Genomic DNA, 17,195 nt, shown 5'->3' on the forward strand with positions numbered 1-17,195 from the left:
TGCGTGTTCAAAAAAGGGCGGTTTTCAGTACCAAGAAGATGGGATGAAGCCAGAGACTTTTTGAACAACCTCTATTAAATAAGGAGGAACAACATTACATGAATCCCTTAGGGCAGCCTTTGCAACTTAAGGCTAACTTCAAGCGGCTGGGGTTGCTTGCGGCGATTGGCCTGATTCTATTTTTTGTATTTCAGATCTTTCCTGCCACCTCATCGCAAACAACAGAAATTTCGTCTACGTCCTTCATAACCAAGGAGCAGGCGACGCAATCCGCACGATCATTCGCAGCTTCTGTGAATGACTATACACTGCCAAATGATGATGAAAAAACCCTGGTAACCTACCAGACACATTCGGATATCTACGGGTATATGGCCAAAACCAAACAACTTGATACCTATAACCAGAAATGGGAAACAAGCTATCCTTACGATGTATTCCGCGTTCGTTTGCCTGATCAGGACAAAGGCGGTTATCTTCATGTTGACGTACATATGAAAACAGGAAAAGTGGTCGGCTTCAAACGGGAACTGCCTTCTTCCCTCTACACCGCCATTGAGGCGGAGCAAAGCACCGGGAAAGTGACCACATCGCAAGTACTTGCTGAAGGCAATATATCTTTGGACGAGAAACAACAGCTTGCGGCTGGCGTTCTGACCGAATTCGGTTATGAAGTGCCAGCACTTCAACTGGAGACTCGCGATGGTGAAGCGGGACTGAAGTATACAGATTCTGAAAAAGCCATTGGAGACTCCAAGCTTGAACTGAATTTTACGTTTGAAGAGGGTGCGGTACGATCGTTCGATCCTGGCTTCTCGGTCCCTGAATCCCATACCGATTATGTGAAAGCTCAGACGCGACAAGCCAACTGGATGACCTATGGCGGCTATGCGTTCCTGACCCTTGTTCTGGGCGTGCTGGCCATTATCTATAGCATTCTGACCCGAACACATACGTCTTTCAAACGCGGGATCATTCTCTCGCTGGTGTATTTCGCAGCTTCGGTAATTGGCACGCTGAACATGATTCCTCTGCTTCAGGCACAGGGATTCTCCAACTTCATGTTAGCGTTCCTGATGTTATTTCAGATAGGTATTACACTGGTCATGAGTGCAACCATCTATCTATCCCTTGTTGCCGGTGACGGCATGTGGCGTAAAATAGGTCTGAACCCATGGCCTCGTGCCAAAGAACCGGGATATGGGAAATATGTACTTCACAGCATGGTTGCTGGTTACCTGTGGGCATTCATTCTACTGGGTGTGCAATCCATCCTGTTCTTCATTCTGGAGCGAAGCATCGGCACATGGTCAACAACGTCAGCAGATCAATCTACTTTTAATATGACCTATGCCTGGCTCTTCCCGATCATGGCCTGGATGGCCGGTATTGGTGAAGAAGCCGTCTATCGACTGTTCGGCATTCGTATGATGCAAAAGATTGTGCGTAACACGTTTATTGCCTGTCTGATTCCAACCATCATTTGGGCACTTGGACATACATTGTATCCAATCTATCCAGTAATCACCCGTCCCATTGAGCTGTTAGTGATTGGATTGCTGTTCAGTCTGATCATGCTGCGTCACGGCTTCATTGCCGTTGTATTCGCCCATGTGATCTTCGACAGCTTGCTGATGGGGCTCAGTTTGGTCTTTATGGGTGATGCCCTGAATATGGCTGCCGGACTCTTCTGGATTGTACTGCCGGCCATCGTTGGATATGTGGTCTACAAATTCAATCCAAAACAAAAAGAGAAGCCGTATGTTACGACTCCTCATCACGAAGTGCTGCAATAATCTGATTTGCCAGTTTGTCACCAATAGATAGAGGCCGGAAGTCTTCGACGCTGGCCTCTTTTATTTTGCGCAAAGAGCCAAAATGTTTCAACAGCAACTTACGCCGCTTTTCTCCAATACCCGGAATGGCATCCAAACGTGATGTCACCATCGATTTGCCACGCTGTTCCCGGTGGAACGAGATCGCAAAACGGTGGACCTCTTCCTGTATCCGTTGCAACAGGTAGAATTCCTGACTATCCCGTGGCAGGGAGATGACTTCCGGTGGATTACCGATCATCAACTGCGAAGTTTTATGCTTCGCATCCTTCACCAGTCCACATACCGGAATAAACAGCCCCAGCTCATTTTCCAAAATATCAACCGCAGCCGAGATCTGTCCTTTACCACCATCGACCACAATCAGGTCAGGCTGGGTCAGGTTTTCTTTTAATACCCGCTCGTAACGGCGACGGATAACTTCTCTCATGGTTTCATAATCATCCGGTCCTTCAACCGAACGGACCTTATATTTCCGATATTCCTTCTTATCCGGTTTACCATCCGTAAATACGATCATGGCGGATACCGGGTTCGTACCCTGGATGTTCGAGTTATCAAACGCTTCAATACGGTGAAGCTGATCCAGTCCAATATATCGGCCTAGCCCTTCAGCAGCTTTGGATGTCCGTTCTTCATTTCGCTCAATTAGGCGGAACTTCTCTTCCAGTGCTACACGTGCGTTATCTACAGCCATGGTGATCATCTGGCGTTTCAATCCACGTTGTGGGATGAGCACTTTGATCTCCAACCACTCCTGTAAAGCAGCAGCAACCTGAGTGGGGTCTTCCAGTCCTGATGGGAGCTTTTCAGTTGAAGTAGTTGTATCCGTTATTGGAGCATCCTCTTGCATACTATCAGGCTGTTCAACTTCTGACTCAGCGGCACTTCCATAAGGTGCCCGTGTCTCAGCAACCAGTGGCTGGTTAGCGGTACTTTGCTCCACTTGTTGCGTCTGTTCGAACTCTATCGTAACTGCGGCAGGCACCGATCCATCAGCATCAGATAACGTATCCAAACTGTCGTTATCCGTTGCAAGATCCTTGGGCATTTCCGGCAACAAAATTTCTTGTGGCAATGCCGGATTATCACTGTAATACTGTGTTACATAGGACATGAAATCACTGTACGCCTCACCGTAAAACGGGAAGGTGGAGACATGGCGTTCGATCATTTTACCCTGACGCATATATAGAATCTGGACACACATCCAGCCTTTATCAATGGCAAAACCAAAAACATCACGGTCTCTGGCATCGGCCATCGTAATTTTCTGTTTTTCCATCATCGCATCAATGGCTATTACTTGGTCGCGCAGTTCCTTGGCACGTTCAAAATAAAGATCCTCCGCAGCCTCTTGCATCTTACGCTGCAAATCCTTCTTGATCTCTTCGTGACCACCGCTCAGAAATGAACCAATCTCCTGGGAAATCTGGTCGTACTGCTCCTTCTCCACTTCCTTCACACAAGGGGCAAGACACTGTCCCATGTGATAGTACAGGCACACTTCTTTGGGCATTACACCACATTTGCGCAGAGGATACATGCGGTCGAGCAATTTTTTCGTTTGGTGTGCCGCATATGAGTTCGGATAAGGTCCGAAATATTTGGCTTTATCTTTCAGCACACGCCGGGTTACTTCCAACCGGGGGTGCTTTTCATTTGTAATTTTAAGATACGGGAATGTCTTGTCATCCTTAAGCAATACGTTATAACGCGGCATATGTTTCTTGATCAGGTTACACTCTAGAATGAGTGCTTCCATATTACTGCCCGTCACGATATATTCAAAATCACGGATTTCGGAGACCAGTCGCTGAGTCTTTCCGTTATGACTACCGATAAAATAAGAGCGTACGCGGTTCTTCAGAACTTTGGCTTTACCTACATAGATAATCGTGCCTTCACTATTCTTCATCAGGTAACATCCAGACATATCTGGCAGCAAAGCGAGCTTGTGACGAATCTGCTCCAATGCCTTCTCCTGATCCTGCAAATCATTCATGAATTGGTCCATAATTCGGTGAATCCTCCTTCCCGAAAAAAGTATAAATAAAAGGTTACACTAAGCCATTCTGATTACAGTACCGTCTTCCAATCCGTTATTGGATTGTCTCTGAGTCACATTTTTTTATAAGAAGAAACTAAAGATAATTCACACTGACACTACGATGACAGAACAACCTTCCAATCCCTGTTATCCCCAGATTTTTTTCATTCCCTTTTCTCAAGGGAAAAATCTGTTGATAAAGGGGAACGCTTCGCTTTTTCAGGTTTTTTCTGTCCTCTCCGTTACTGTGTAAATAATTAGTTCCAACTATATATCAGAGATGAATCCGGGATAAACGGGAGCACTTCGCTTCTCCAGATCGGTTCTGTACTCTACAATCAAGTGTGAAAAATATTTTTACTTTATATTGTCCTATATAAAGGTATTCGACGCAAAACGCCCCCGGCATGTAAACCGGAGGCGTATGTGTAAGCCTGTAAATTATTGGTGTTTTGCGATAATTCCTTTGAGCGCATCTTTCGAGTTCAGACCAACCACTTTATCAACCGGTTGACCGTCTTTGAAGAAGATCAAAGTTGGAATGCTCATTACGCCGAAGCGGGAAGCAGATTCCGGATTTTCATCCACGTTAACTTTAGCAATTTTCACTGCATCGCCAACTTCTGTGGACAGCTCTTCCAGGATTGGAGCGAGCATTTTACAAGGACCACACCAAGGCGCCCAGAAATCAACAAGAACCGTTCCTTCGCCTTCTACTTCAGCGTTGAAGGATTGATCGGATACGTTAACAATAGCCATGAAATTGTCCTCCTTATATATACTTACGGTTTTATTTTAACCTGTAACGTCGTGAACGACACTTCCAGTATAACACAGGTACGTCAAACTTGTGAATTGAACGCTGCAATGTTCATCTTCCCAACATCAAATCTTCACAATTACAGGATGTGGCATACCAACTTCAAAATCTTTACAAACGCTTTCTTTTCCAAGTATACTAAAATTACTCCGGGTTTCAGCCCCAATACGGGCAAGCTGTTTCCCCATAAGGAGGCAATAACATGGATGCAAATGTGCGGATCAGCGACCCGCGTGAACATGTGAACGAGGAACCCCGCAACGATCTATTTGATCTGATCGCGGGTGTTGCCGGCATGGCCGGCCTGATGACAGTGATCTTTTTCGGTATGGTTATCTTCAAATTCCTCACCGAATAGGACACTCACAGGTCTCACGCAGGACCAGAAAAGCCCGGTTTTCGCGACAATGCGAAAGCCAGGCTTTTTTTGGGACTACTTTAACTTTTGATTGCAATCAGCTCAGCTTCTAAATCGTAAGCTCCACCGATAAGAACCATTTCGTTCAATTAGCTCGGTTCAACGTTTGCCGCGCTGATTCTCACCCCGAACGGAGATGACATCCACAAATGGACGAATCCGGTCCATGAGACGCTGCCCTTTATTCATTTCCTCGCCGTCCCGATTGGTGAAACTAAGATGTTTCTCCAGCCCATCCAGATTGTAATTGGACGTATAGAACGTTGGTTTGCGATTCATCCGATAGTTCAGAATGGACCCCATCACATGATCTCGAACCCAAGGGTTCAGATTCTCTGCCCCGATATCATCAAAGATGAGCAGATCACAACTTTTCAAAATATCCGTCATTTCCTTCAGCTTCTGCCCTTCACTGATCATGGATTTCAGATCCTCTACAAAGTCAGGCATATAGATAATGACACCCGTGTGACCTGCAACCGCCAGTTCATGCAGCAAATAACACATCAGAAACGTCTTGCCTGTCCCGAATGTTCCTTCCAGAAACAGTCCTTGCGGAGATAATCCATTCTCCTTGGTCTCCCTAATATAACGAAGCACCTGATTCACTGCCGGAGCACGCATCCGATCCTTGCCCATAATCTCCACGTCGTTGTATCCGGCACTGAGCGCACGCTCGTCCACATAGAAACTGCGAATGCGTTGCTTAATGATATGTTCATTTTGCCGGGCGATATGTTTGGAACAAGGCGCTTTTATATCTATGATTTCGGGTTTACCGTTAAAATGTTCTACTTCCAGTTTGCAAAAGTGGCCCTGAAAATCGTTAGGACAGTTGTCGAGTCCCGGACAATTCGCACAGTTCTTAGAGTCTTTGGCGTACTGAAACAGCTTGCTCAGATCGGTCATGAGCTGTGCATCTTGCAGTTCAGGATGACCTGCGCGGAATTCGCGTACGTACGGATTTTCCATCAATTCCGCCGCAATCCGCCGCGATTGCTCACGAAAGGCAGGGTTCAGCTGCTGAAGCAGTCCTCCCAAGGATTCCATGGCTTCAAGCCCCCTTAATGTTTCAATATAGAATGAACAATTGAAGTGTACCCCTGACCATCTTGATGGCATAGGAACTTTCGATCATTTGCAATTCTACTGTTCATTCTATAGAAAAACAACCAATAACTCAACAGATACATCTGGTAAATAGCGTAACCCTTCCACCACCGTACGTAATGCCTAGTTTAGAGCACACTTGCAGTCCTGTACCTTTTAGTGTGTGTTCAAAAGTCTGTTTTTCGACTCTTTAAACAACTTTTATCAGCGGCGCAAGCCGACAGTAACGATCTCGCATGAACCTGTCTGTATGTTCCATTCCTTGCTTGCAAATGATAATGTCGACGCCTCTTCTATGTTGTGGGAATGAAGCATTTCGCCCTCTTCCTCCAGGATGTTGCTTTTGTATGCCGTTTCGAATGGCTGCGGAATCACTTGTGATGTTGCAAGCTTCAACGTGGCAGAGTTGGTGGTCATATTGAACCAGCGGAGCATCACATCACCGGAATCCTCATTTACCTTGAGCGAAGAAAATGCTAAACCGTCTCCTTGCCATGCAAACGGTGTGTTGCTAGGTGTCAGATAACCCGGGTGTACTTCAGTCTGTGCCAGCGTCCAAGGAACCTGGAACTGATACGCCTCAATATATGCACCTGACGCTGCACCATTGCCATCATGCGGAATGATCTCGATTTTAAACGTATGTTCACCAAGACATTGTGCTTCAGGTGTCGGGAACAAGCCCCAGTCTCCAAGTTCACCCACAGCACGAAGGAGCGTAACCGCAATAGTATTGCGCCCATCCTGAAGGACTTCATATTCATTCAGACCCAGATTGGCAACGACCAATCCGGCGTCCTTTTCACTCACATCCACAAAATTCTGTTGATGTTGTGTATTGCTTGGATTTTGCCACTCTGGTGCAGGCTTGTTATCACGTGTTGCAATTTCGAACATGGAATCCACATGATGAACAGCAGATACAAGATCCGTTGGGAAAAGAGCACGTACCCGATGATCCTTCGCCTGATTGTTGAAGGTTGTCTCCAATTGTACTCCTTTTCCACTACGACTAAGTGATATAACCGTACGGATCTGAAGTGGAATCATTTTAGTTGAACGCTGGGCTTTACGATGTGGATAATAAATCAGTTCCCGCTGTTCCTGATCCAGCATCTCATCCGCTGACTCCGGTATTTCCCATTGATGAATCACCTCGAACGAGGCCCAGTATGATGTATCCTCAAGGACCCGAATTTCGGCCTGAAGTGCTTGTGTTGTCAAAGCAACTTCATTCTCTGGCTGTTTGAACATGTATTCATTACCGATATCACCCACATTTTCGTACACGCCAAGGTCCTTATAAATCCGGCCTGTTCGTTTGTCTGTAATTGTGAATGAACCGTTGTCTGCAATCGTGACAATCATATGTTGATTTTCCATGCCACGTTCACCACGCAACAGCGTAGTCGTTTTCGACGGAGTACCACTCTTGGCATCATCCACAAAGTTGACCAATGCATAGGTTTTCAGGCCAAATGCAGCTACATTCTCTGTTTCAAAAAGAATACGAACGCGCCGACAGCTATACGGCTGGCGGAAGCGATCATCCGGCAAATCATAGCCAAATTGCAGACCCAGATCTTCCACCGTACATGGAATCTGCGTACCTTCTTCATCTACAAGGATACGACCTGACAGATCAACGGCGTTCATCTGCGCCGCCATCTCTTCCAATGTATATCCATCACGGAAATACAACCGAGCCGCGTCCAGTTCCATCTGAACCACACCGCTTCGTTCCCACCCTGTTGTATTAAACACCACAACAGGTCGAGCCTGCTCGCCATAACGTGCAAATATGGAGGTATCCACGGCTGTGGCAATCTGGCTGGTGCTCTCCTCAATCAATGCCTCTGCTACATGACGGCTCTTATCAAACCGTGTCACCATCTCGCGGTGCACCTCATCCACACTGCATCCACAGATGCTGTCATGCGGATGATTTTGCATCAGCGTTTTCCAGGCATACGTCAGTTGATCATGTGGATAGGCATGTCCAAGCAGATAGGCAGAGGATGCCAGGGGTTCGGCCACTTTTTCCAGCATGGTCTGGCCCAGTTGGTTCATCTGTTTCAAATACACACGAGCCGAGGCGGTGTTCACCAGAGTTCCCCAGCCATCGGTACGCTGACTGCGCAGTTCGCCTTTGACCGTGGACAGCTCATGTTCAGCCGATGCTCTCAGGGCGGTCAGATAATCTGGAAAATTCGAGTGAACAAACTCGATATCGGGATATAATTGTTCAGCCATGCGAATCGCTTCTGGCAGGTCTCGTTGAATCGGTTGGTGATCACATCCGTTCATGTACAACAACTCATTAGTCGATGCATATTTCTCGGCATCTGCAAGCTTGGTTTCCCAGAACTTGCGAGCCGAAGCCTCGTCTACTGGAACTTCATTTCCGTTGGAGTACCAGTTGGCAAACAATACGCCGAGCACTTTCGATCCGTCTGGTCCTTCCCACATCAGCTCCGAGAAGCTTGATTCATATCCGGCATCCGAAACCGTATTATTAAATCCCGTAGGCTTCACACCACGTCCAAAGAACACATTATCAATGCCCGATTGCTGCATCAGCTGCGGAGTCTGCCCGACCAATCCGAATGTATCGGGAAAGTAACCAATTTTCGAAGGTGTGCCGTAACGTTTGGCATCCTTATGTCCAACCTGCATGTTGCGCACATTGGCTTCTCCACTCGTCAGAAACGCATCCTGCAAAATGTACCATGGTCCAATCACAATTCGCCCATTGCGAATATGTTTCTCCAGTCGTTCCTTCTGCTCCGGTCGAACCTGAAGATAATCCTCGATGATAATCGTTTGTCCATCCAAATAAAAGCTTTTATAGTCCGATCCCTCATCAAGCTGATCCAATAGTGAATCAACGAGCTGAATGAGCCGCATATGATGCTTCTCATACGGCAAGTACCATTCCCGATCCCAGTGGGTATGCGAAATAATGTGTGCTCTTTTCGACTTGTTTGTCTGTTTGGTCATCGTGTTACGCCACCTCTTTCCTCTTGTTGTATAATCTCAACCTCATCCGGGCGATATATGGCATTCAGCTTTCCAGAAGCATCTGTCGCAAATAACACCGAACGATTTTTCTCCAAACGGAACGAGTACGATATACCCGTACGTTGATCCCTCACATGAACTTCATGGTTCAAGGCAAACTCCGATACAAATACATACAGATTCCCTTTTGGAAAACTCAGCTTCCGGCCGTAGATCCCTGCGATATCTCCACCAGATATCCATTCCAACTCCTGTTCGATGCCCGAAACCTCGGTTGCATAACGATACAATTCAGCAAGTGGCTCATCCCGTCCATTTAACTCGAGTGGCAGTGGAGTCCAGATTAATTTCCCTTTGCCCAAAGGCAGAACGTGTACTTCATCTGGTGTAACATTATCCCTGTGAAGCAAAGTCTCCTTTGCCACCTCGGCGATACGACGCCGTCCATAGGTCACCCGGTGATTCACGCCATTAATATTCAGCAGCTCTTCCCGCTGTACGTTACCCAGACTGCGTTTGCCGACGATATGATCTACCCGGTCAGTTGCCTTCCAGTATGCGTCCAGTCCCAGTGGTCCTGTAATGAGCAGGCTCGTGCCTTCCTTCTCCGCAAACGTGAGCAATTGATGCAGTGCATCGCTGTCCATATTGTGCGGACTCGGTACGATAATCAGTTTCGGTGGTTGCTGCTCCAACGCTTCCAAATGATATTCGGATAACGCACGGAATGGCAATTTCAGATCATAGGACATCACACGAGTCAGCTTTGTTGTGGCATCATAGGCGAGGGCACGGTTGGAAAAGTCATTGGAATAAGGGAACACCACTGCAATATCTTCCAGCTCACGGTCTTCAAAGAGATCACGAATGCCATGCATGAATCGGCCAAAATCATAAGACACATCCGCCTCTGGTTTCTCCGTACCATCTGCACGAAGGGCTCCGATATGGGACTCATTGGCATTATCCATATAAAAGTTGGTGTTCCAGATCCATTGCACAGCGCCTGCGCCGCCTGTCGAGAAAGCATAAGCGTACTTTCGTTCGAGAATACCACGAAGCTCTTCTTCCGTACGTTTGGCTCGCCCATCCGGGGTTTCCACATACATGATGCCTGTCTCCTGAATGAGATTTGGTTTATGTGGCGTTTTGGCGAAAATACCGTCCCAGATCAGATCATCGTTTAACCACCAGGAATGCACCGTTGTATAGTCCACTTCACGTTCATAGAAGAAAGGTGAAGGACGCTGTGCACCAAGGGCTTCGTCCTGTCCCACAGTGACCAGATGATTCGGTACCAGATCCTTGATCGTACCTACAAGCTCTCTTGCCCAAACATTGTGCATCTCCATAGAGAAGAGACAGTAATCGAGCCAGCGTGTTCCTTTTTTGGCCTTGTGCATGTCTTGTACATCAAAATTAATCTCTTCCGCCTCCGGGATCATCGCAGCTGCAAAATTGGGGAGCTGCTTCGGTGACATGTTCCATGCCTCCTGCAACGCTTCAATCGTCTGATGCCGCTGCTGAAGCCACTCGACAAAGGCTTGCTGTTCATATGAATCCCTCGCCGAGCGTGGACCAGCTGAGAAGATGCGCACCGGATCAAACATGGATGGCTCATTAATCAGATCCCAGTCCACATGGGTTGTATGCGTGTGACGACTGACGATGCTGCGGATGAAACGTTTCTGAGCCTCGACACTCTGCGGGTCCAAATACGGATTCGTGCCTTCCCATGTCTCCGGTGTAAAGGAGAAGAAGGTAAACGTGACCTGTAAGCCATGCCGTTTCGCCGTTAAAATAAATGCATCAATGGCACGAAGCACATCCTCTGCCATATGTCCGTCCACCTGCATCATGTTGCGATAGGCGGTCCAGATTCCCGTCCGAATCCAGTTAATGCCGGCTTTTGCCATCTGAGCCATGTCTCGATCCCAGACATCCGCATTGGGCAGAAATAAAAATTTCCGTGCCACATCGGAGGTCATGTAGGTCATGCCTACAACAGGGAGAGGACGTCCGTCTTTTACAAAATAGTCCCTGCTGCGGGTAATCACTTCCCCTTCTGCCAGCAATGCTGCATCTTGTCCCCAGAAGCCTTGACGCAAGGTCCGAACTTCCCCGTCAGGTGCTTGCGCGTGGCATACGATCCGATACAGCCCACTTTCAATGGAAACCGGGAGCAGTATACGTTCGAAACGCTGCTCACCGGAAAGTTCCATCTCCAGTTGATGGCTCCATACCTTCTCCGTCGTTCCACTTATGCGATCCTCATGCTCGACCGTTATGTCAAACGTCCACAGCTCGGACTCGGTAAGTCTATTGCCTGCACGCTGTAAAATCTGGCCTTGAAGTGTGAGTACGGCCCGTTCATCTGGCTCATAAGAAGCATAATTGGTTTTCAGGGATAACTCAGTTACACCTTGCGCACAGAATTGCGCCCACTTCACCATCTCGTCAGCGCCATCCTGCGTCCAGAATGAGGTGGTCAGCGGCAGATGCACAAATATCCATCGTGAACCAACGAAAGTCCCGCGGGAGTTTTCCCACAGAACGACCGGAGCGGCGATGCTACGTCCATCCTTGCTCATGCCACGAAGTAATGGATAAATCTGCGTACTCATGGGACCAGATGAACCCATCTGGTGGGGCAGATCACTTGTTTTGGTTGTATGTGGAACCAGATTCCATGTATCTGCCTTCTCAAACAGTTCTTCTTTCCCAGTGAGAAGCGGGATCTGTTCGGATGACGTGTACGATTGCACATTGGCAGAAGATACGTTCAACGCTTCATGAATATAGAGTTCCTGGTGATACGCGGTCTGCTCGGTTTCTACGACCCATGCCCCATTCTCATATCGAACCGGGTGTTTAAATGGTGCGCCCCCCACACTGATCAGGCTTCCGCCCTGATGCAGATAAGCTGCAATCTCCATCCAAGCCGATTTTGGGAAATACGGGGCGTGCAGATTGACGAAACATCCTTCACCAGCCGTCGCTTTCAACGCCTCTGCAAGTTCATCAGCGTTTACAACGGTGATCTCTTTGACTGCTTTCCATGTATTCAGAGCCTGCTCGGTTGGAAAAGCACCTTCCATTGGAAACGCAGGATCAGCGAAGATAATCAGCTTTTTATCATTAGGTTGGATACTCATAACAGGCCATCCTTCATGGATTTATAGACCAACTGGGAGAACAGGCTGTTGGACCATGCAAACCATTTTCGTGTAAAAATCGTTGGATCATCAGCGTGGAAGCCTTCATGCATATAACCTGTATCCGCATCTGTCGCTTCGAGCATGCGAATAATCTCCAGTTTCTCCTCGGCAGACTGCGCAGTCAGACCTTGCATGGACAATCCCATATGCCAGATGTAATCTGGTGGTGTGTGCGGGCTACCGATTCCTTTGGCAACCTTGCCCTCATAATAGAACGGGTTCTCTTTGCTCAGAGCGAAGCGGCGGGTATTCTGGTAGATCGGATCATCCGCTGTGACGTAACCCAGATATGGAATGGACATGAGTCCCGGTGTACCCGCATCGTCCATAAGACAGTGGTTGCCATAACCGTCCGTCTCGTACGCATAGATCGGTCCAAATTCCGGATGACGATAAATACCGTACAACTGAATGCCGTGATCTACGTCCTGCTCCAGATCCTTCAATTCCTGCAAAAGTTCCATATCCCGGAACACCCACTCGGCAAACTCCTGCATTTGGCGCAGAGCTACCACCGCGAACATGTTGCCAGGGATATTGTAGTGGAAATCACACGCATCATCACTGGAACGGAAACCGGACCAGATCATACCCGTGTAGTTGACTGGCATACCCTTTCCGTGATTGCGCAGGGAATCTGTTGGGATACCGTTATTGCGAGTGAAGCGATATGGAGATTGTTCCATGTGATGCTGTTCGACTTTGAACAGGTCCACGATTTTACGCATCGCTGCTTTGAAGCTTGAATCGAAAATGTCAGTCAGTTCGGTTTCCTTCCAATATAAATACGCCAAACGTACAACAAAACATAATGAGTCAATCTCAAATTTGCGTTCCCACACCCAAGGTGACATCTCGGTCTCGTCCGTAGTGTTCCAATGCCAGTCGTTAGCAGTCTCATTGAAGGCATTGGCATATGGATCGATGTGAACATATTGGATATGACGTTTGATCAGCCCGCCAATAATGCGTTGCAGGTCCTCATCTTCTTTTGCAAACGGAATGTAATGTACAACCTGCTCCACGGAATCACGCAACCAGGAAGCCGGAATATCTCCTGTGATAACAAAAGTCGTACCGTCCTCCATCAACTTCGTTGTTGTTTCAATAGTGTTGGGGAAGCAGTTTTTGAATAATTGAAGCAGTTTCGGTCGGTGAGCCAGTTTCTGTTCTGCTTCTTCGAGCACGGCCTGAATGGATTGTGGCAAATCAACAGGTGGCATAGGTATTTTGGGTAATCTGAACTGTTCCATGGATGAGTGCAACTCCTTAAACAAATTGAATGGTGTAGCTGTACAGGATGAAACAAAAAATTTACACGGGACCACTGCGCGGTCAGAAATATCCTCCGATCGCTGTTATCCCCAGATTTTTTTGATTCCCTTTTTTAAAGGGTGAAATCTGGGGATAAAGGCGAACGCTTCGCTTCTTCGAATTCTTTCTGTCCTCTCCGTTTATCGTGTAAATTTTTAGTTGAACATGTATAGCTCAAAAATATTTCAAAAAGGTTTACCGCAGTAGCACGGTTTGTATTTGGTAGGGTTTAAAAGATAGTGTAATCTGGCCGTTCGTGTGGGCCAGTGGTTTGATCGGTTCTTCCAGTGCATTAGAGTGATATGCTTGCTCGAACGCATGTGGCCATTGTAATGTAATATTTTCGCGTTTACCTGACGATTCATAAAAACGCAGCACGGTGCCGTGTCCATCCTCTGCCAGTTTGACGGTATCCAGAATGACATGCTGGCTTTCGAAGTTAATCCATGAGCCAGTTGCTGGACGTGGGTGTGCAACATTTACTGTTGCATCTGCGGTTGCTTCAGACTCTGCGCTTTGTTGTGATTGATCCCTCTGCTGCATCTGTTCCATCGATTGCTCTTGTTGTGCCTGTTGTTTTTGCTCTACTTGTTGCACGACCACTTCCGTGTTCAGTTCAGCTGCCTGGCGTACGGTGTGTGCGTTTCTCCAGTCTCCGTCGTGCGGGTACAGGGAATATGTGAATTCATGTTCTCCCAGATCAGCCGTACGGTCAGGCCATTTTGGTGCTCGCAGCAAGGACAAACGAATGGTACTTCCGTGCACGTCATACCCGTACTTGCAGTCGTTGAGCAAACTCACGCCGTATCCATATTCGGATACATCCGCGAAGCGATGTCCACAGACCTCATACTGGGCTTGTTCCCAGCTTGTGTTACGATGCGTTGGACGTTCCAGTGTGCCAAACGGAATCTCGAATGTGGCCTTGGAAGTCACCACATCCATCGGGAAACCAACTTTCAGAAGTTTGTGATTCTCGTTCCAGTTCACCTGTGTTTGGAAGTCAATTCGCCGTAAGTCATGATAAAAGACGATATCTTGTGTGATTTCCGATTGATGTAGCTTCCACCGGAAGCGCAGGACATCTTTCGTTGTACCCGCCAGCACCAGCTTTTTCTCCAACAGTTCCACTTCGCCAGCAATCTGTTCCTCATAACGACTGTCGATATCCCATGCATCCCAGAGCGTTGGGCGATCGTGGAAGAAGTGAAGTTGATTGCCACGTTCACCCGGCTTCAACATCTCACGCTCTGCGGTTTTATCCCACAGACGGGTGATCTCCCCACGTTCATTGAACTGCACATGATAAAAGGCAGTATCCCATGTATCATTAAAGGTTGGTTGTGCGGCAAGGGTGGTCATTTCCCGTACATTCGTTTCCCTTGTGTTTTCCGGTACCAGCCAAATCGTCTTATATCCAAACGCCGGAATGTCTGTCACGAGAATAGACATGCTTCCATCCTCCCGATCCATCCGCAAGCGCTGGCCTTCTTCATCGATGCCGTAGCGATCCAAGCTATCCTGCACAGCCAATTGAACAACTGCACTGCGTTTCCAGCCCAGGCTGTTGAATACAACATAGGCTAATGAACCTTCCGGTCCCTCTGTGTTGATACCCGTTGTCAATGCTGTAACACCCTGGGTCAATCCGTTCTTACCTAATTCAAATACCTGTACATATTCCTCATTCGAAGTGACGTAGGATTCCGTAATCGCCGATCCCGGTATAATATCGTGGAATTGATTCAGCAAAATCAATTTCCAGCCGTCATGCAGTGCTGAACGCACTTCAGCTTCGGTATTCGCCTCCATATCTGGCAGAGCGAGTGTATTCCACAATTCAGCTTCACGATATAGAACTTCCGCTTTCCGGTTGTTGCGCTTATTACGCGCATGGGTCGTGTAGGTTCCCCGATGTAACTCCAGATACAGATCGCCATGCCACTTCGGAAGTACAGGTTGCTCCTTTTCAATTCCGGCAAAGAAAGCTCCAGCTGTGCTATAACGGCTCGCAGGCTGACCTACCATCAGGTCTGCGCGATCCACATACTCCAGCATCTCGCGTGTTACGCCACCGCCGCCATCTCCGTGTCCGTATAGAAGCATATGCTCCGGATGCGCTGCTTTCTCACGGTAGGACTGCCAGTGATCATGAATGTCCTTCGGCAACGTATGCTCGTTAACACCATGATTGAGGTAAGACAGAATGGGTGTTCCATCAATGCCCACCCAGTGGAAGAGATCATATGGAAACACATTTGTGTCATTCCATCCGAGCTTTGTTGTCATGAAATATTCCACATTGCCATGCTTCAAAATCTGCGGCAGGGAAGCACAGTACCCGAATGTATCCGGCAGCCATTCAATCTGTGATGTCTTGCCAAACTCCTCCATATAGAAACGCTGACCATATAACATCTGGCGAATCAGGGACTCCCCGCTCGGGATGTTCAGATCCGGCTCAACCCACATGCCGCCCACCAGCTCCCAGCGACCTTCTACAATCCGCTGCTTCACCCGCGCGTACAGTTCAGGGTCATGCTCTTTCAAAAATGTATATAACAAGGGTTGGCTCTGCGAATACACATAGTCAGGATATTCATTCATAAGTGCATCCACGGTGGAGAAGGTACGGCTAGTCTTACGTACGGTCTCGCGCACAGGCCACAGCCAGGCAATATCAATATGGGATTGTCCTACCATATGCTCCAGACCTTCCGCGTTTCCGCCAATCTCACGCACATGATGCTTCAGATTATTCTCAATCTGACGAATACGCTCTCCCTGCTCAATCTCTTCTGCTGACATGCCTACAAATTGATCCATCGCACGATACACCAGTTCTAACAGGCGAACCCGCCGAAAGTCACTTTCCGGTAGCAACACAGCCGAATCACGCACAATAATGACGGTATACATCAGACTACGAACCGCTTCATTTGGTCTCACCAGCAGGCTCGTAATGGATGTGATCGGCGGCTGAATAACCGCCTGTTGATTCAAGGGGTCCACAGGTTCAGGTACCGGATCAAACATCTCAATCTCAAGTTCCGGAGCGTTTCCGACTTTGGATGGATCAAGCGTGACGTAGGTATGATTGCGGTCAATGCCCTGATAAGAGTGCCCATTTACCCGTAGCAAACCTTCTCCGCCTGTCTCAAATACAAGCCCATAAGGTGCTTGCTGCCATGTAGCAGGGATCTCCAAACGTGTTCTAAAAAAATAAGTCGTTCCCTGTTTGCTCGGAAAACGCTCAAAATCTTGCCCTTCGGGGTACTCACCATGATCCTCATACTGTCCTGGCACATTATAATAAGCGCGGGTAATGTCCCAGCTACGCAGCTGTAATTGCTCCAGCCACTGATGTTCGGACAACTCGCGAATAAATCGTCTGATACGTTCCAACGTC

The 17,195-nt window shown here is 47.8% G+C and carries 9 protein-coding genes; 2 read left to right on the plus strand and 7 right to left on the minus strand.

Annotation, left to right across the window (positions count from 1 at the left end; genetic code table 11):
- Positions 1-98 precede the first annotated feature (98 nt).
- A complete protein-coding gene (locus ACETMN_RS27545) occupies positions 99-1,796 on the plus strand; it encodes a CPBP family intramembrane glutamic endopeptidase (RefSeq protein WP_091020846.1) in 1,698 nt (565 codons plus the stop codon).
- On the opposite strand, the gene uvrC is transcribed toward ACETMN_RS27545, so the two are convergent.
- A complete protein-coding gene (gene uvrC / locus ACETMN_RS27550; protein WP_210109839.1) occupies positions 1,765-3,852 on the minus strand; it encodes an excinuclease ABC subunit UvrC in 2,088 nt (695 codons plus the stop codon). The two genes, ACETMN_RS27545 and uvrC, sit on opposite strands and share 32 nt — an antisense overlap.
- Positions 3,853-4,326: 474 nt before the next feature.
- Positions 4,327-4,644, minus strand: a complete 318-nt coding sequence (gene trxA, locus ACETMN_RS27555; protein ID WP_017692451.1) for a thioredoxin — start codon at positions 4,642-4,644, stop codon at positions 4,327-4,329.
- Between the two features lie 263 nt (positions 4,645-4,907).
- Here trxA and ACETMN_RS27560 point away from each other — a divergent pair, with 263 nt between their 5' ends.
- Positions 4,908-5,063: a hypothetical protein gene (locus ACETMN_RS27560; protein ID WP_017692450.1), complete on the plus strand. Its 156-nt coding sequence runs from the start codon at positions 4,908-4,910 to the stop codon at positions 5,061-5,063.
- A gap of 159 nt (positions 5,064-5,222) precedes the next feature.
- Here ACETMN_RS27560 and dnaI read toward each other — a convergent pair whose 3' ends face one another.
- The 5 genes from dnaI to ACETMN_RS27585 form a co-directional block, all read right to left on the minus strand.
- On the minus strand, positions 5,223-6,173 hold the full coding sequence (dnaI, locus tag ACETMN_RS27565; protein WP_076319793.1) for a primosomal protein DnaI: 951 nt from the start codon (positions 6,171-6,173) through the stop codon (positions 5,223-5,225).
- Between the two features lie 264 nt (positions 6,174-6,437).
- Positions 6,438-9,233, minus strand: a complete 2,796-nt coding sequence (locus ACETMN_RS27570) for an alpha-mannosidase (protein ID WP_411735406.1) — start codon at positions 9,231-9,233, stop codon at positions 6,438-6,440.
- A complete protein-coding gene (locus tag ACETMN_RS27575) occupies positions 9,230-12,409 on the minus strand; it encodes a beta-galactosidase (RefSeq protein WP_411735407.1) in 3,180 nt (1,059 codons plus the stop codon). The genes ACETMN_RS27570 and ACETMN_RS27575 overlap by 4 nt, the downstream gene beginning before the upstream one ends.
- Complete coding sequence (locus ACETMN_RS27580; RefSeq protein ID WP_411735408.1) at positions 12,406-13,725, minus strand: glycoside hydrolase family 125 protein; 1,320 nt, start codon at positions 13,723-13,725, stop codon at positions 12,406-12,408. The genes ACETMN_RS27575 and ACETMN_RS27580 overlap by 4 nt, the downstream gene beginning before the upstream one ends.
- 256 nt (positions 13,726-13,981) lie before the next feature.
- Entirely contained in the window at positions 13,982-17,191 is a 3,210-nt protein-coding gene (locus ACETMN_RS27585) for an alpha-mannosidase (RefSeq protein ID WP_411735409.1), read from the minus strand.
- Between the last annotated feature and the right edge of the window lie 4 nt (positions 17,192-17,195).

The organism is Paenibacillus sp. M2 (genome assembly GCF_046713495.1).
In the GTDB taxonomy this organism is placed as follows: domain Bacteria; phylum Bacillota; class Bacilli; order Paenibacillales; family Paenibacillaceae; genus Paenibacillus; species Paenibacillus amylolyticus_B.

Bases quoted from the DNA above. Each gene is read 5' to 3' on its own strand.
- ACETMN_RS27545 (WP_091020846.1), top strand. From the start codon at position 99: ATGAATCCCTTAGGGCAGCCTTTGCAACTTAAGGCTAACTTCAAGCGG.
- uvrC (WP_210109839.1), bottom strand. From the start codon at position 3,852: ATGGACCAATTCATGAATGATTTGCAGGATCAGGAGAAGGCATTGGAG.
- trxA (WP_017692451.1), bottom strand. From the start codon at position 4,644: ATGGCTATTGTTAACGTATCCGATCAATCCTTCAACGCTGAAGTAGAA.
- ACETMN_RS27560 (WP_017692450.1), top strand. From the start codon at position 4,908: ATGGATGCAAATGTGCGGATCAGCGACCCGCGTGAACATGTGAACGAG.
- dnaI (WP_076319793.1), bottom strand. From the start codon at position 6,173: ATGGAATCCTTGGGAGGACTGCTTCAGCAGCTGAACCCTGCCTTTCGT.
- ACETMN_RS27570 (WP_411735406.1), bottom strand. From the start codon at position 9,233: ATGACCAAACAGACAAACAAGTCGAAAAGAGCACACATTATTTCGCAT.
- ACETMN_RS27575 (WP_411735407.1), bottom strand. From the start codon at position 12,409: ATGAGTATCCAACCTAATGATAAAAAGCTGATTATCTTCGCTGATCCT.
- ACETMN_RS27580 (WP_411735408.1), bottom strand. From the start codon at position 13,725: ATGGAACAGTTCAGATTACCCAAAATACCTATGCCACCTGTTGATTTG.